The following is a 17503-nucleotide window of genomic DNA, read 5'->3' as shown; positions in this document are numbered from 1 at the left end:
CATTAATATATCAACCTTAATAGCTCGTCAAATATTGCTCTCGTTCCCACGGATGAACTGTCGTTCTGAACATATTCCATTCAATTTCTTTCGCTTCTATGAAATGCTCATATAAATGGTTTCCCATTGCTTCTACAATAACTGCATCCTTTTCAAGCTCGACTAATGCATCCTTTAATGTTGCAGGTAAGCTATGAACCCCTTTTTCTTCTCGTTCTTCCTTACTCATATCATAAATATTCTCATTCACTGGTGCTGGTGGGGTTAGTTTATTTTTTATTCCGTCTAACCCTGCGCTCAAGAGTACTGCCATTGCTAAATATGGATTTGCTGTTGGATCCACACTTCTAAGCTCTAAACGTGTACTTAATCCGCGAGAATATGGGATACGCACAAGTGGGCTGCGATTTTGTGCAGACCATGCAACATAGCTTGGGGCCTCATAACCAGGTACGAGTCGTTTATACGAATTAACTGTTGGATTCGTCACAGCAGTATAGTTAACCGCATGCTTAATTAAGCCAGCCGTAAACTGGTATGCTTTTTCACTTAATTGCATGTCACCTTCAGGATCAAAGAATACGTTTTTCCCGTCTTTAAACAATGACATATTCACATGCATACCAGATCCAAACACACCAAATAGTGGCTTCGGCATAAATGTTGCATGTAAGTTATGCTTTCTGGCAATCGTCTTTACAACTAGCTTAAACGTTTGGATATCGTCACAATGACTAACAGCATCTGAATACTTAAAATCGATCTCATGCTGACCAGGTGCCCCTTCATGGTGTGAAGCTTCAATTTCAAAGCCCATTTCCTCGAGTTCCAAGACAATGTCACGACGGCAATTTTCACCTAAATCTGTTGGTGCTAAATCAAAATAACCACCATGATCGTTTAATTCTAAGGAAGGTTCGCCATTCTCATCAAGTTTAAACAAGAAAAATTCCGGCTCTGTGCCAATATTAAATGCAGAAAAACCAGCTTCCTCCATTTTTTTTAGGTTACGTTTTAAATTATAGCGTGGACACCCTTCAAAAGGAGTGCCATCTGGATTATAAATATCACAAATAAAACGTGCAACCTTTCCTTTTTCAGAGGTCCAAGGAAAGACAACAAACGAATCAAGATCTGGATACAAATACATATCAGATTCTTCAATTCTAACAAAACCTTCTATTGAAGACCCATCAAACATCATCTTATTATCTAATGCTTTATCAAGCTGGCTTAAAGGAATTTCTACATTTTTAATTGTTCCAAGCATATCCGTAAACTGTAGTCGAATAAATCGTACATTTTCTTCTTTAATTTTGACCATAATATCTTCTTTCGTATACCTTGAATCCATTTCATTAATCCTCCTAAAAATAATTCCTATTTTTTAACTACCCTTTTTCAAATTTAAAAAACCTTTGTCGATCATTGATTGAACCGAATTTTCGATTGCAATCTTTACATGTGCATACGTTAACCCTCCTTGAACAAAGGCTGTATACGGTTCACGGATTGGTCCGTCTGCTGACAGTTCAATACTTGCTCCTTGAATAAAGGTTCCAGCAGCCATAATAACCTCATCCTCGTATCCAGGCATCTCACTTGGATATGGTGTTACATAAGAGTTAACAGGTGAGTTGTGTTGAATTGCCTGACAAAAAGTAATCATTTGCTCGCTATTCTCAAAATTAACAGATTGAATTAAATCTGTTCGTTTAGCCGTATAGGATGGAGACGTTTCTAATCCAAGCAGCTCCAAAAAACGAGCCGTAAATACAGCTCCCTTTAATGCTTCACCAACGATTAAAGGAGCTAAAAAGAAGCCTTGGAACATCTCTTGTAGCAAATGAAACGTAGCTCCCATCTCCTTGCCTAAACCAGGAGCTGATAAACGATGCGCACATTGTTCTACAAGCGCATCATTTCCAACAATATATCCACCAGCTCGTACAATTCCACCACCTGGATTTTTAATAAGTGATCCAGCGATAATATCCGCACCAACATGTAACGGCTCTTTTTCCTCAACAAATTCACCATAACAATTATCCACAAAAATAATGATGTTCGGATTGATTGTTTTAACAAAAGAAACCATTGCTTCTATTTCAGCAATTGTAAAGGATGGTCGATTATCATAGCCCTTTGAACGTTGAATACCAATAACCTTCGTCCGTGAAGAAATCGATTCCTTCACACCACGATAATCTATTGCTCCATTCGCTAACAGATCCACTTGCTTGTAAGTCACTTGATAGTCTTTTAATGAACCGGGATATGGATTTGCATCCATACCAATGACGCCTGATAATGTATCGTATGGCTTTCCCGTTATGTAAATCAGCTCATCCTCTGGGCGAAGTAAACCGAATAAAACGGTTGATATCGCGTGTGTACCAGAAATAAGCTGTGGTCTAACTAATGCCGCTTCACCGCCGAATACTTGTGCATACACTGCTTCTAACGTATCTCTCCCCAGATCATCATAGCCATATCCAGTAGTAGAGTTAAAATGCGTATCACTTACACGATGGTTTTTAAACGCCTCTAGAACTCGTCTTTGGTTATTTTCAACAATCGTATTAATATGTTGATGAATACTGCTGCAGTCTTTTTCGGCTTGTTGAATTAAATCTTTCATCATTGTCGTTTATTTCTCCTTTAAAATCCGTTGCAATGGATGATCTGTTCTAATAAAGCCACTAACATGATATTTATTCGACAGTTCATCATAATATTTCTTCTCTATCATTGTTTCTTTACCTAGTCGATGTAATAAATCTGCCTCATTTGGCTCTAATTCAATAATATAATTATCCCATATAACCTTTAACTGTTGCTCAATTGCTAAAACTAGTTTTTCAATATCGCTTTCATCCAACGCACTCATCATAACATATGGATGGTTCATCGGAATCATCTCATCTGTAAGCTGATCCTTTTTATTATAAACAGTGAGCATTGGTATAGAGGTAGCTTGTAGATCTTCTAACAGTTTTAACACTGTTTGTTGGTGCTGCTCCTTATCGGGATGTGACCCATCAACAACATGAAGTATAAAGTCTGCTTCCGCCACTTCCTCTAATGTTGACCGAAAGGATGCGATTAACGTTGTTGGCAGCTCTTGTAAAAATCCAACCGTATCCGTAATTAACGCTGAAAATCCCGATGGGAATGTGATTTTTCTCGTTAAGGGATCTAATGTTGCAAACAACTTGTCCTCTTCTAATGAATCACTATTCGTCAGCCGATTAAACATCGTAGACTTGCCTGCGTTTGTGTATCCAACAATAGCAATTTGAAACACATCGTTCGTTTTTCTTCTTTTTCGATATTGTTCACGCTGTTGAACGACGAGAGCCAATCGTCTTTTGATATCATGAATTCTTCGACGAATATGACGTTGATCTGTTTCTAGCTTTGTTTCACCAGGGCCTCTTGTCCCAATTCCTCCACCTAAACGTGATAACTGAGCACCTTGACCATGAAGCCGTGGTAGCATATATTGTAGCTGAGCTAGTTCTACTTGAAGCTTTCCTTCTTTCGTCTGCGCTCGTTGTGCGAATATATCCAATATCAGTTGGCTTCGGTCAATAATGCGAACACCGAGCTGTTCACCTAGATTTCGAAGCTGTCCTGGTGAAAGCTCATCATTGGCAATAACTAAATCAATATCTAACGCTTCCATCTGCTCTTTTATTTCTGCTACCTTTCCCTCACCCATATAAAAAGCGGGATGGATTCTTGTGCGATTTTGTGTAATCACTTGCATAACCATCCCACCGGCTGTCTTTGTCAAAGAAATAAGCTCTTCTAAGGAGGAGTGAAATCCTTCCTCAGTTTGTTCTGGCTTTTTCACTGCGATGATGATCACTTGTTCTAGAGTCATGTAATTGACCTCTCTTTACATATAATAAAAGTAATTTTTACATGTTTTCATCATAGCAAAAAAATGCCAGCATCACAAAATTTCATCAATGGTCCTCTAAGGATAGATCTTTTTCAGATAGCTCTATTAAATCATCCAGTAACACATTGTCCTTATACATCAATCGAACCGCATGTCGGCGAATAGAATGCTCAATAATATTTCGAACGCAGCGCGCATTGGAGAAATTACGTTCCCTTTCTTGTTGCTTTTTGTATAAGTAAGCTCGCAACTTCCATTCCGCTTCTTTTGTTAATTTATACTCTCGCTCTGATATCATTTTACGGGCAATCTCCATCAATTGATCAACATCATAGTCATGAAAATCTAATATAAATGGAAATCGCGACTTTAAGCCTGGGTTTAACTCAAGAAAACGATTCATTTCATAAGGATATCCTGCTAAAATTAATACAAAATCGTTATGGTGATCCTCCATATGTTTCACAAGCGTATCAATTGCTTCTTTCCCAAAATCTTTTTCACCACCACGAGCAAGTGAATAAGCTTCATCAATAAACAAAATTCCACCATACGCTTTTTGTATCATACTCCGCGTTTTTTGCGCAGTCTGGCCAATATATTCGCCAACTAAATCAGCCCGCTCTGCTTCCACAAAATGACCTTTCGATAACACGTTCATATCATAATATATCTTTGCGAGCTTGCGAGCAACGGTTGTTTTTCCTGTGCCTGGATTCCCCCTAAACAGCATATGTAGCACCTGTTTATTACTCGTTAATCCAAGCTGCTCACGTTTCTCATTTATCATGATACTCGCATAGATTTCTTTTACCTTTTGTTTAAGTGACTGCAGGCCAACAAATGAGCGAAAAGCATCGTCAATATGCATAAATGGTCCATTCGTTTCATAGTGCAAGTGACGGTTACTTTGTAATTTTACACCTTTTTTATTCCCTAATACAATATTTATTTGCCCATTTTTATTTTGAAATTTTTGTGTTTCCACCACATTCACTCCTTCGTTGCTTTAGTATACGTAGGAGGAAAATAAGTTGTGACAAATGCCTATATTAATCTATATACGAATAAAAATTTGCCTCCTGCAAACACTGCAGTGAGGCAAATTTAACATTCTATTTATTCCTTGTCTAAAGCGACATTTTTTACCGGGGCAAAGGTTGATATTGCATGTTTAAAAATCAATTGTTGCTTTCCTTCTGTTTCCAACAGAACAGTGAAATTATCAAAGGCTTTTACAATTCCTCTCAATTGAAATCCGTTCGTTAAAAAAACAGTAACCGAGATGTGATCTTTTCTTAATTGATTTAAATAATGATCTTGAATGTTTACACCCTGTGCCATTGTACTTCCTCCTCTTTTCTGTCTATACTAACTTATTCTACTTATCTTTTAAGAATCCTGCTAGATCCTCTAAAATCATTCGAAATTTTTCATCAATTGATTCAGGTTCGACTTGATACCAATCCACATCCATTTTATTTTTAAACCATGTATATTGGCGCTTTGCATAGCGACGCGAATTTCGCTTAATTAAATCGATTGCTTCAACTAAGCTGTATTCCTGATTAAAATATGCAACAAGCTCTTTATAGCCAATTCCTTGCATGGATTGAGAAGAAGCTAGCCCTCCATCATAGAGTGATTTCACCTCATGAACAAGTCCTTGATTCATCATCATATCAACGCGTTGATTAATACGTTCATATAGAAGAGGACGTTCCATTTCCAAACCAATTAATTTGAAATCATAGGGTGACTCTGACCGCTGTTCTTCCATATGGCTCGACATTGTCGTTCCTGTTGTTTCATATAGCTCCAACGCACGAATAACACGTCGATGATTGTTTGGATGAATTTTTTCAGCTTGCTGCGGATCAATCTTATTTAGTCTTTCATACAAGGTGTCAATACCCTTGTCTTCCAACTCCTGCTCCAGTCGGTTCGTAACTTCCTCATTTCGCTTCTGTGGTGAAAAATTATATTGAAAAAGAGCTGCTTGAATATAAAGTCCACTTCCCCCAGCAATGATGGGGAGCTTTCCTTTTGCAGTAATATAATCGATAAGCGTTTGTACATGTTGCTGAAAATCTGCTACTGAAAAGGATGCATCTGGAGCAAGTGTATCAATCATATAATGCGGAATTCCTTCACGTTCTTCCGGTTTTATTTTTGCTGTACCGATATCCATCTTTTGATAAACTTGCATGGAATCTCCACTAATAATTTCACCATTGAATCTTTTCGCAATTTCAATACTTAAACGTGTTTTACCTACAGCGGTAGGACCAACAATTGCAATTACTTTTTTCTTCATTCTTATTCCCCTAGTATTTCATTTAGAAGCCTTAACCGTAAAAGTATCTTTCTAATTACAGACTTGGCCCCTTTTATCAACTTTCTTGATACGCTTTTAGCATCCAAACATACTTTTCATAGATAGCTTGCATGCCGATAAGCATATCCGAAGTTGGCTCATCTTTCATCTCGTTCGCCAAGTTTAAGCCTTCACTGCTTATTTCAGAGATGAGCTGCTTATAATCAAGTATAAGCTGTGTAATAATCTCTTCTTCCTGATCATCTGCATTTGCTTCAATTAAGGTAGCTTCTTTCATATATTTTGTCATTGTTGCTAGTGGCTTCCCGTGAATCATTAAAATACGTTCTGCCGTTTCATCCATTTGACTAGCAAAAACTTGATACATCTCTTCAAATAACGCATGTAGCTGAAAAAAGTTTTTCCCTTTAATAAACCAATGATACCGATGAAGTTTTACATACATCACAGCATGATTTGCTAGCAACTGATTTAAGAAATTTATAAGTCTTTGATTATCCATTTAATACACTCCACATTTTTATGACTCATCATTACCATGTAGTGTATGTTTTATACGTGTTTACATCACTCGTTTAAACATTTTTTCCAATTCATATGTTGAAAAATGAATGATAATTGGTCTTCCATGTGGACAAGTAAATGGATCTGTCGTTTGTCTTAAATCCTCTAATAATCGAGACATATCCTCATGATTTAGATAATGATTTGCTTTAATTGATCGCTTACAGGACATTAAAATCGCTGCATCTTCACGAATTTTCTCTACATTTATCTGCGCTTCTTGCATCACTTGTTCGAGCATCTCTCGGATAATTTCTTCTTCAAACCCAGTTGGAAACCAAATAGGACAGGAACGAACAATATATGTTTGATTCCCGAACTTCTCAAAAAACAAACCAACTTTTTCTAGCGCGTTTCGATAATGCTCAATGAAAATCGCCTCTTGCTTAGAAAAATCGAACGTTAATGGAAGAAGCAGCTCTTGAACTTCATTTGTTGGTTGACCAAGCTTTGCTTTAAAAAACTCATATTTAATTCGTTCTTGTGCTGCATGCTGATCAATCATATAAAATCCATCTTCATTTTGCGCTAAAATATAAGTGCCATGTAACTGCCCAATTGGTAGCATGATTGGAACACGTTTCCCAGGCTCTATTCTTTCAGGCCTTGCGCTTGGACTTTCAAGATTTTCTGTCTCCACTACTGTTCGCTCTTGAAGCGAATCATCTGTTTGCAGTGGGACTTTCTCAGAATCTTTTCGCTCCTGACTCGTTTGATCATAATGCGTACGCAAAGGATTAGATTCTCGAAGCTCATGCTTCGCTTCTTCTCTGTTCATCGGCTGTTCAAATGATAATGTGTGTTGAAACGACTTGTCCTCACGACGTTCTTTTTGCCGCATTTCGGGGATTAATATCGTTGCACGAAACGTCTTCTGAATTAAATCTTCTAGAATCGAAAAAAGCTCTTTTTCTTTACTAAATCGAACCTCTAGCTTTGTCGGATGTACATTTACATCGACAAGGATAGGATCCATTTCAATCGCAATGACTGCAATCGGATAACGGCCAACAGGCAATAACGTATGGTATGCTCTAAGAATTGCTTGTGTTAATGGAATGCTTTTAATATACCTTCCATTAATAATGGTAGAAATATAAGAACGTGAGGCACGTGTTACCTCTGGTTTTGCGACATATCCTTTTATCGAGAAGTCCAATGTTTCTTGCTCGATTGGAAGCATCTTTTTGGCAATCCCCATTCCATATATTTGTCCAACAACTTGAAGCACATCTCCTGTACCTGCAGTTTTAAATAAGCCCTTTCCATTATGAGTAGCTTCAAAACGAATCTCTGGATGAGACAGTGCTAATCGATTTAACAAATCCGTTATATGACCAAGCTCCGTATGAATTGTTTTCATATACTTTAAACGAGCCGGCGTATTGAAAAACAAGTCGGATACCGTTATTTCAGTTCCTTGTCTTGCATCACTTCGTTTCCGCGCTGTAACTTTTCCACCTTCCATTTCAAGGTAGGTCCCAGCAGCATCTCCTTTGGATGTTTTAATCGTTAATCTGCTAACAGATGCAATACTTGCTAATGCCTCTCCTCGAAATCCGAGTGTTCTAACATGGAATAAATCGTTCTCATTACGAATTTTACTCGTTGCATGGCGCAAAAAAGCACGCTCACAATCTGCTTCTGCCATTCCCTTCCCATTATCCGTTATTTTTATTTCTTGTAATCCCGCTTCTTGTAAATCGATTTTAATCCATGTACTGTTTGCATCGATACTGTTCTCAACCAACTCTTTAACGACAGAAGCAGGTCTTTCTACTACTTCACCAGCAGCAATTTTGTTTGCTAATGCATCAGGCATCTGAATAATTTCCATGCAAACATTCCTTTCTAATAGGGAAAGTTAGTTCAAAAGTTACTTCGATTTTAATTGTTTTTGTAATTGATACAACATATTCATGGCATCCATTGGTGTCATATCAAACAAATTCATTTCTTTTAATTCTTTTAATGCAGAGTGATCTTTTGCAGTTACTCTTTCCTGTTTCTTAACATTATCTTCTTCTGCAAAAAAGGACAGCTGATCAGAGGCTACTTGCTCGTCCTGTTTATCTATCTTTTCTCGACCAGAACCCTCTAATTCTTCCAGAATTGTCGTTGCACGTGAAATCAATGGTTCTGGAAGCTCCGCCAATTTCGCAACGTGAATGCCATAGCTTTTATCAGCTGCTCCATCCTTAATTTGATGTAGAAATACGACATTACCTTCATATTCCTCCGCACGAACATGAATGTTTTTTAAATTAGCTAGCGTTTCCTCTAATGCAGTTAATTCATGGTAATGTGTTGAAAATAACGTCTTTGCTTGCAAATGATCATGAATATATTCCACAATAGCTTGTGCTAAAGCCATGCCATCATAAGTGCTTGTACCACGTCCAATTTCATCTAACAAAATTAAACTACGACTTGTTGCATGCTGTAATGCGTGATTTGCTTCTAGCATTTCTACCATAAATGTGCTTTGACCAGATACAAGATCATCTGCAGCTCCAATTCGTGTAAAAATTTGATCAAAAACGATTAGCTCTGCTTCCTCACATGGCACAAAGCACCCAATTTGTCCCATTATGGCAGTTAAGGCCAATTGTCTCATGTACGTGCTTTTCCCAGACATATTCGGTCCGGTTATTAATAGAATTTGTTTATCATCGTCTAGTAAAATATCATTCGGGACAAACATCCCATCATCCATTACTTTTTCGATCACTGGATGGCGACCACGCTTAATTGTTAGACTCTGTTCACCAAAACGTGGGCGCTTGTAATTATTGGCTTCACTTACGGTTGCAAATGCTTGCAGCACATCTATACTACTAATTCGCTCTGCTATTACTTGAAGCTCTGGAATATATGCTTTTATTTGCTCACGAATATCAACAAATAATCCATATTCCAAATCAATACTCTTTTCTTCCGCTTCTAGAATTAATTGTTCTCTTTCTTTGAGTTCTGGTGTAATATACCGCTCTGCGTTTGTTAACGTTTGTTTTCGTTCATATCTCCCTTCAGGAAGAAGATGCAGGTTTGCCTTTGTAATTTCAATATAATACCCAAATACACGGTTATAACCAATTTTTAAGGACTTTATTTTCGTTTCCTGTTTTTCCTTTTGTTCAAGCGCAGCAATCCACTTCTTACCATTCCTAGAGGCGTCTCGATACTGGTCTAGCTTTTCATGGTAACCATCTTTAATGATGGCACCTTCTTTAATTGATATAGGAGGATCATCCACAATGCTTTCTTCTAATAAGGAAACGAGATGCTCCGGAAATGTTAGTCCTTCTGCAAGCGAATGAATTTTGTCATTTGCAAAACTGGATAAGATTTGCTTTATATCTGGTATTCGTTTTAGAGACTGCTTTAATTGGATTAAATCTCGCGCATTCACATTTCCAAAAGCAATTCTACCTGCAAGCCGTTCTAAATCATACACAGATTTCAACGAATCTCGAAGGGAGTCCCGCTCAATAAAACCTTGGAAAAAGCCTTCTACGATATCAAGGCGTTCATTTATTTGTTCAGTGTTTAATAAAGGCCGCTCCAACCACTTTTTAAGTGTTCGAGATCCCATTGCAGTTACGGTTTTGTCAAGCACCCAAAGTAGGCTGCCATGCTTTCCTTTGCGCAAAATTGTTTCCGTCAACTCAAGATTACGTTTCGAATACATATCAAGCGATAAATAATTGTTTAATTCTATAATAGTAGCCTGCTTTAAATGATCTAACGACCGCTTTTGTGTATGCTGTACATAATTAAGCAAACGACTAAACCCTTTTACGAGACGTTCATCATTTAAATTTTCACATAAGCTACGGTATTCTGCATTAAAATTCACTTCATCCTGATAAGACAGCGTTACTTGTAATCGTTCTGATAACTGTTGCTGCATTTGTTCTGGAAGGTTAGATGAAATAACCATTTCTTTAATTGGTTGACTATATAATTCATGAATAACAGCTTCCCAGCCTTGATTAATTAGTGCAATACTATTCTCACCAGTAGAAAGATCATTATAGACGACGACATAAGATCCATCCTTGAAATGGGAAAGACTAGCAATATAATTATTATCTCGCTCATTCAACATATTACTTTCCATTACTGTTCCTGGAGTAATTAATTGAACAACTTCTCGTTTCACAACCCCTTTTGCTTCCTTAGGGTCCTCAACTTGCTCACAAATGGCCACCTTATAGCCTTTTTCGATTAACATTTTTATGTAATTTGCTGCGGAATGATATGGAACACCACACATTGGAATTGGTTCCTTTTGACCTGCATCACGCTTCGTTAACGTAATTTCCAATTCCCTCGCTGCTTCAATCGCATCATCAAAAAACATTTCATAAAAATCACCTAGTCGAAAAAACAAAAAGGCATCCTTATGATCCGCTTTTATTTTTAAATATTGCTCCATCATTGGTGTATATTTTGCCATTATGTATCCCCCAAAAACAAACATTTATTGTGTTATTATAACATAATTCGAACCGAACAAACTGTTTCTCATCTTATTATTGACAAATGCTGATTTTCAAAAAAAACCTTACGAGAGAAGATTCCCTCGTAAGGAGTATTAGTCTTTGCTTTGACTTTCTAGAAAATCTGGATTTACATCGCTAAGCTCTTCATCCGTTACTTCAAAGTCCCAAGATTCGTCATCATCAGCAAACTTGACACCCTCTGGATCTACTTTAACAAAGACCTTTGTTTCTCCGATTATTTGTACAAGAAATTCTCGTTCTACATCTACATTAATTTTATGCCCTTTGTTAGCTATTTCGCATTCAAGGCAATTTGGCTGTTGAATTACTTTACATACCACATCAAATTCATCATTGATACAATGTTCATCTCGGATAGCAAGTGGAATAATATCACAATAGGATACTCGCTCGGTGACAACCTCCGTTTTTGTATTGTCATTATACGAGTACCATATATTTACCTCATAGGTTCCATTTACTTCCACCTTATCTTCTTTCTTTTTCTTGGCATTGTATAAATGATTAATGACCCAGCAACCGAGAATACTAGAGGGTCTATGTGAGGGTGAAATGGAATGCGTTTCTTGAGTGAATTTTTTTCCCTTACCACAAACGGCTTTCGTAATAATTTCACGATAGTCTTTTTCTAAAAAACTCATAATACGCTTACCTCCTCTTTTTTCATAGTCATTTTATGCAAGACAAATACCTAAAGTGCATAGCTTTCTTTTTTAAAAGATGAGAAGAGGAAAAAAAGTTAGTTTATTGCATTATATGTGAAACAATATCTATCCTTTCTTACGCTACATAAAAAAACAGCGACGGAATAAGATTCCATCGCTGTTTTTTTAATGCCCACAAGAAGTTTTATTAGATACTTTAGAGCCTGTTTCTCCTGCAAGCACGTCTCCACCAGTTGACTCTATAACATGATTCGTTACTTCTCTAGCTATTGTTCCTGTTACAAGTTGCAAAATATCATTCACGACAAGCTGTGTTTCTTTAAATTCATGAACAATTGGAATATCATCCAATTCTTGCTGCAAGCGATCAATTTCCTTTTCTACCTTGTTAAGCGCTTCTGTTTTACCATAAGCTTGGAAATTCACTGCTTGTTTTTGTAAGGCTTTGATTCGTTTAATTAACTGTTGCACTTTTTGATTTTCATTTAGCTTTGCTTCGACTTGCTTGAATCGATCAATTTCCTCGATATTTGCTAACATATTTGCCAACTGCTTTGCTTCTTCTAAAACCTGCTTTCTTGTAAATTCAGCCATTTAATTCACCTCGACCTTATTTTTAACCATGATTCCATTTAGGGACCATGTTTTTGCCTCTGTAATTTCTACATCAACGATTTTACCAATTGCACTTTTCGGTCCTTTGAAGTTGACGAGCTTGTTTTTCTCTGTATATCCTGCTAATACATCTGGATCCTTTTTGCTTTCGCCTTCTACTAACACTTTTACTGTCTTACCAGTATAGGAAGCCATCGATTGAGCAGACTGTTTATTAACAAGCTCATTTAAACGATATAAACGTTGTTTTTTTACTTCTTCTGGCACGTCATCTTTTTTCCGTGCTGCTGGTGTTCCTTCTCGAGGTGAATAAATAAATGTATATGCCGCTTCAAAACCAACTTCTTCTACAAGCGTCATTGTTTCTTCAAACTGCTCGTCTGTTTCATTAGGAAATCCGACAATGATATCCGTTGTTAACGTTGCGTTTGGAATAGCTTTTTTAATTTTACGGACAAGCTCTAAATATTCCTCACGTGTGTATTTACGGTTCATTTTCTTTAGAACTTCACTACTTCCAGATTGGACAGGAAGATGAATATGATCAAGTAAATTGCCGCCTTTTGCTAGGACTTCAATTAAGTGATCATCAAAATCACGTGGGTGTGAAGTGGTAAAGCGCACTCTTGGAATATCAACTTTGTGCATATCATCCATTAGATCACCAAAGGTGTATTCGATATCTTCAAAATCCTTTCCATAGGCATTTACATTTTGACCAAGTAGTGTAATTTCTTGATATCCCTGCGCTGCTAAATGACGAACCTCTTGAATAATATCCTCTGGTCTACGACTTCTTTCTTTCCCACGTGTCATTGGTACGATACAGTACGTGCAAAATTTGTCGCATCCATACATAATATTAACCCATGCTTTAATTTTACCTTGTCGTACCTTAGGCAAATTCTCAATAATATCGCCTTCTTTTGACCAAACCTCAACTACTTGAGCTTTACCAAACATAGCTTCCTTAACTAAGTACGGAAGACGATGAATATTATGTGTACCGAAAATTAAATCAACATGTTGATGCTTTTGCATTATTCGATTGACGACCGATTCTTCTTGAGACATACAGCCACACACACCAACAATTAAATCCGGCTTTTCTAACTTTAATGGTTTTAAATGACCAATTTCACCAAACACTTTGTTTTCAGCATTTTCACGGATTGCACATGTATTTAATAAAATAATATCGGCGTCGTTTGTATCCGCAGTTGATTCATACCCCATTGTCGTAAGGATACCTGCCATCACTTCCGTATCATGCTCATTCATTTGACAGCCATAGGTACGAATTAAGAACTTTTTATTTTTCCCAATATTTTTCATTTCTTCAGGAATTTCAAAGTCATAATGTACATTTACTTTTTCTTTCCCGCGCTTACGAGCTTTATTAATGTTTGGCGGTTCATAGGTTGTCTCAAAATATTTCGCAAAATCGGCTGTTGTTTTTTCTGATAAAGGTTTATCCATATCGGATTTTCTGTCCGCTGAATCTACCTGATTAATTTGTGCTTGCGCCTTTCGTTGTTCTTCGTTCATTGCGGAGCTCCTTTCGCTATATTAAATAAATTATTCTCATAGTTATACATTATATCAGTATAAGGCCTCTATCTAAAATTAACAATACATTGTCACTAATTTAAGTGGAAATACAATTCTCGCATATTTCAAACTAAAAAATAACGAGAAGTATTCCATTCAAAATTAACAATGCATTGGAATAGACTTTTAAAACATAAAAAAGTGCTACGCAAACGCGTAACACAATCATGTAAAAAAGTATAATTGCCCTTATCTAGGTTCTACGATGAGTTTAATAGCTGTTCGTTCCTCATTTTCAATCATAATATCGGTAAATGCTGGAACACAAATCAAATCAACTCCACTTGGGGCAACGAATCCTCTCGCAATGGCTACAGCTTTTACGGCTTGGTTTAATGCACCTGCACCGATCGCCTGGATTTCCGCTGAACCGCGTTCACGTAATACGTTCGCAAGTGCGCCTGCTACTGAGTTTGGATTTGATTTAGCTGAAACTTTCAATATGTCCATTACTAGTACCTCCTCATTTACTATTGTAGTTCTACTGCTACTATATTCTTGGAGTTGATACCTTATTACCTTATTATGAAGGAAGATGTCTAAAAATTCAAATACTCTATAAAAATGGATGATCCTCATTTATAAGTATTCGCTTTATATCAACTGCTCTTCCAGTCTTATTATCAATTGTTGCTATGATTCCGTTCAGTTGCGCTCTTCCATTTTCATCAATTTCAAAGCGAACTGGTAGGTTCGTTTGAAATCGCTTTAATACGGCCTCTTTTTTAACACCAAGAATCGCATCGTACGGTCCTGTCATCCCTGCATCTGTAATATAAGCAGTCCCATTTGGCAAAATGCGTTCGTCTGCTGTTTGCGTATGGGTATGTGTACCAACTACTGCACTAACTCTTCCGTCAACATACCATCCCATTGCTTGTTTTTCACTTGTTGCTTCCGCATGGAAATCAATAAATATAATGTTTGTTCTTTTTTTAGCTTGCTCAATTAATTGATCGGCCACGATAAACGGATCCTCATTCGGAAGAAGAAATGTTCGACCTTGCAAATTAATAACTGCAACTTCTGTTCCATTCACATTTATAAACACAATCCCCTTCCCTGGATTGTTCTCTGGAAAATTTGCGGGACGAATCATATACTTTGCATCCTCAATAAATTCAAAGATCTCCTTTTTATCCCACGTATGATTTCCCATCGTAATTACTTGTGCGCCCCATTCTAAAAACTGCTTATAAATTTTTTCAGTAATTCCTTTTCCGCTTGCAGCGTTTTCACCATTAATAATCGTCATATTTGGCTTATATTTTTCTTTTAGTCGAGGCAAGTATTCTTTTACCATTTCGCGACCTGGAGACCCAACCACATCTCCGATAAATAAAATCTTCATACTAAATCCATCCTAACTAATATTAAGTTTATCGTATTATCGTTGCGATAATTAACTTTTAAATAATAGAAGTATCTATACCATAGCTTTACTAAATTATAACAGAAAAAAATAGAAACGGCTTAAACCGTTTCTATTTTAAACGTTTATTTTGCATATTCAACTGCTCGTGTTTCTCTAATCACAGTTACCTTTATATGCCCCGGGTAATCGAGTTCACTTTCAATTCGCTTTCGAATTTCTCTTGCAACTCGCACTGATTCAATGTCATTAATCTCATCAGGTTTTACAATAATTCGAATTTCTCTTCCGGCTTGAATTGCAAATGACTTTTCAACACCACCGAATGATTCAGAAATCTCTTCTAGTTTTTCAAGTCGCTTAATATAATTCTCCAGTGTTTCACTTCTTGCTCCTGGACGTGCTGCGGATAATGCATCCGCTGCTGCAACAAGAATGGAGATAACAGAAGTAGGCTCTTCATCACCATGGTGAGAAGCGATCGAATTAATTACAACCTCATGCTCTTTGTATTTCATTGCCAGTTCTTTCCCGATTTCAACGTGGCTTCCCTCTACTTCATGATCAATTGCTTTTCCAATATCATGAAGTAAACCAGCTCTTCGTGCCAATGTTACATCTTCACCAAGCTCCGCAGCAAGCAAGCCTGCTAGATATGCTACCTCTGTCGAATGCTTTAATACATTTTGACCATAGCTTGTCCGATACTTTAGGCGACCAAGAATTTTAATCAAGTCTGGATGAAGACCATGTACTCCAACTTCAAACGTTGTTTCTTCTCCAACTTCTCGAATAAATTCGTCGACCTCACGTCTTGCTTTGTCGACCATTTCTTCAATTCTCGCAGGGTGAATTCTACCATCTTGAACGAGCTTTTCTAATGCCATTCGAGCTATCTCTCTTCGAATCGGATCAAATCCTGATAAAATAACCGCTTCCGGTGTATCATCAATAATTAGATCAATTCCCGTTAACGTTTCCAGTGTTCGAATGTTTCGCCCTTCACGACCAATAATCCGGCCCTTCATTTCATCATTTGGAAGATTTACAACAGATACAGTTGTTTCGGCAACATGGTCAGCTGCACAGCGCTGAAGCGCAAGAGATAGAATGTTTTTCGCCTTCTTATCCGCTTCTTCTTTCATGCGATTTTCTGTTTCTTTAATCATTAGTGCTGATTCATGTGCTAGCTCTTTCTCAATTCGCTCTAAAATAATCTGTCTAGCTTGGTCTGTAGTATACCCAGAAATGCGCTCTAGCTCCGTTTGCTGCTCTTTTAACATAGCTTCCACTTTGCTTTCCATTTCTTCAATTTGTTGTTGTTTTTCTGTCAGTGATTGTTCTTTTTTCTCCAATAAGAGTTCACGCTTATCAAGCGTCTCACTTCTTCTGTCCAGATTTTCTTCTTTATGCATCAGGCGATTTTCTTGTTTCTGAACTTCCGTGCGTCGTTCACGTAATTCTTGTTCCGTCTGCTGGCGAAGTTTATGATTCTCATCCTTCGCTTCAAGAAGTGCCTCTTTCTTAGCGGCATCTGCATTCCGATGTGCTTCATCAACTATTTGTTTGGCCAACGTTTCAGCACTTGAAATTTTAGCCTCTGCAATAGATTTACGAATCAGATAACCAACAACAATACCGACGATCAGGACTAAGGCAAGCAAAATGGAGATGATTAAGGGATTGTCCACGATTTCACCTCCTCTTGCTATCAAATTGTTTAAATTCATTATTGTCGGCATGTACCATATTCAATGAATAAAAATCGTTACGTATAATAAAAATATAAAATTATACAATTTAATTTTAATTGTACGCCCTGCCATTGTCAAGGAAACGTCACAAATAATGGGAAAAGAAAAATCCTTTACAAGGGAATGGTACGAGCGCTCTTCTTCC

Annotated in this window: 15 protein-coding genes; all 15 read right to left on the bottom strand. The window is 37.2% G+C overall.

Translation table 11 applies throughout. The features are described 5' to 3' along the window. Positions 1 to 16: 16 nt before the first annotated feature. Positions 17 to 1354, bottom strand: a complete 1338-nt coding sequence (gene glnA, locus QBK89_RS05550; protein ID WP_284140035.1) for a type I glutamate--ammonia ligase — start codon at positions 1352 to 1354, stop codon at positions 17 to 19. Positions 1355 to 1387: 33 nt separating this feature from the next. Further along, positions 1388 to 2644 carry a methionine gamma-lyase family protein gene (locus tag QBK89_RS05545; RefSeq protein ID WP_284140034.1) on the bottom strand — a complete coding sequence of 419 codons (1257 nt, stop codon included), beginning with the start codon at positions 2642 to 2644 and terminating at the stop codon, positions 1388 to 1390. Positions 2645 to 2650: 6 nt separating this feature from the next. After that, positions 2651 to 3889 carry a GTPase HflX gene (hflX, locus tag QBK89_RS05540; RefSeq protein ID WP_284140033.1) on the bottom strand — a complete coding sequence of 413 codons (1239 nt, stop codon included), beginning with the start codon at positions 3887 to 3889 and terminating at the stop codon, positions 2651 to 2653. Positions 3890 to 3974: 85 nt separating this feature from the next. Further along, on the bottom strand, positions 3975 to 4898 hold the full coding sequence (gene spoVK / locus QBK89_RS05535) for a stage V sporulation protein K (protein WP_284140032.1): 924 nt from the start codon (positions 4896 to 4898) through the stop codon (positions 3975 to 3977). Positions 4899 to 5029: 131 nt separating this feature from the next. Beyond that, the gene (hfq, locus tag QBK89_RS05530; protein ID WP_284140031.1) at positions 5030 to 5254 is read right to left on the bottom strand and encodes an RNA chaperone Hfq; all 225 of its coding nucleotides are present in this window, start codon (positions 5252 to 5254) and stop codon (positions 5030 to 5032) included. 37 nt (positions 5255 to 5291) lie between these two features. Then, positions 5292 to 6227 carry a tRNA (adenosine(37)-N6)-dimethylallyltransferase MiaA gene (gene miaA, locus QBK89_RS05525; protein WP_284140030.1) on the bottom strand — a complete coding sequence of 312 codons (936 nt, stop codon included), beginning with the start codon at positions 6225 to 6227 and terminating at the stop codon, positions 5292 to 5294. Positions 6228 to 6303: 76 nt separating this feature from the next. Further along, positions 6304 to 6750, bottom strand: a complete 447-nt coding sequence (locus QBK89_RS05520) for a Dps family protein (RefSeq protein ID WP_284140029.1) — start codon at positions 6748 to 6750, stop codon at positions 6304 to 6306. A gap of 60 nt (positions 6751 to 6810) precedes the next feature. After that, positions 6811 to 8649 (bottom strand): DNA mismatch repair endonuclease MutL, encoded by a 1839-nt coding sequence (mutL, locus tag QBK89_RS05515; RefSeq protein ID WP_284140028.1) that lies wholly within the window; start codon positions 8647 to 8649, stop codon positions 6811 to 6813. Positions 8650 to 8688: 39 nt separating this feature from the next. Then, the gene (gene mutS, locus QBK89_RS05510; RefSeq protein WP_284140027.1) at positions 8689 to 11274 is read right to left on the bottom strand and encodes a DNA mismatch repair protein MutS; all 2586 of its coding nucleotides are present in this window, start codon (positions 11272 to 11274) and stop codon (positions 8689 to 8691) included. Between the two features lie 138 nt (positions 11275 to 11412). Next, positions 11413 to 11982, bottom strand: a complete 570-nt coding sequence (cotE, locus tag QBK89_RS05505) for an outer spore coat protein CotE (RefSeq protein WP_284140026.1) — start codon at positions 11980 to 11982, stop codon at positions 11413 to 11415. A gap of 189 nt (positions 11983 to 12171) precedes the next feature. Next, positions 12172 to 12600 (bottom strand): YlbF/YmcA family competence regulator, encoded by a 429-nt coding sequence (locus QBK89_RS05500; protein WP_284140025.1) that lies wholly within the window; start codon positions 12598 to 12600, stop codon positions 12172 to 12174. Continuing rightward, a complete protein-coding gene (gene miaB, locus QBK89_RS05495; RefSeq protein ID WP_481937821.1) occupies positions 12601 to 14100 on the bottom strand; it encodes a tRNA (N6-isopentenyl adenosine(37)-C2)-methylthiotransferase MiaB in 1500 nt (499 codons plus the stop codon). A gap of 321 nt (positions 14101 to 14421) precedes the next feature. Then, entirely contained in the window at positions 14422 to 14682 is a 261-nt protein-coding gene (locus QBK89_RS05490; RefSeq protein WP_284140023.1) for a stage V sporulation protein S, read from the bottom strand. Positions 14683 to 14788: 106 nt separating this feature from the next. Continuing rightward, a complete protein-coding gene (locus QBK89_RS05485; RefSeq protein ID WP_284140022.1) occupies positions 14789 to 15583 on the bottom strand; it encodes a TIGR00282 family metallophosphoesterase in 795 nt (264 codons plus the stop codon). A 146-nt stretch (positions 15584 to 15729) separates the two neighbouring features. Next, positions 15730 to 17334, bottom strand: coding sequence for a ribonuclease Y (rny, locus tag QBK89_RS05480; protein WP_284140118.1), 1605 nt, complete (start codon positions 17332 to 17334; stop codon positions 15730 to 15732). Between the last annotated feature and the right edge of the window lie 169 nt (positions 17335 to 17503).

The sequence above is a fragment of the Virgibacillus sp. LDC-1 genome (assembly GCF_030137545.1).
Taxonomy (GTDB): Bacteria; Bacillota; Bacilli; order Bacillales; family Amphibacillaceae; genus LDC-1.
The sequence above is the reverse complement of the archived record's forward strand: the minus strand, read 5'-3'. Positions and strand labels throughout refer to the sequence as shown.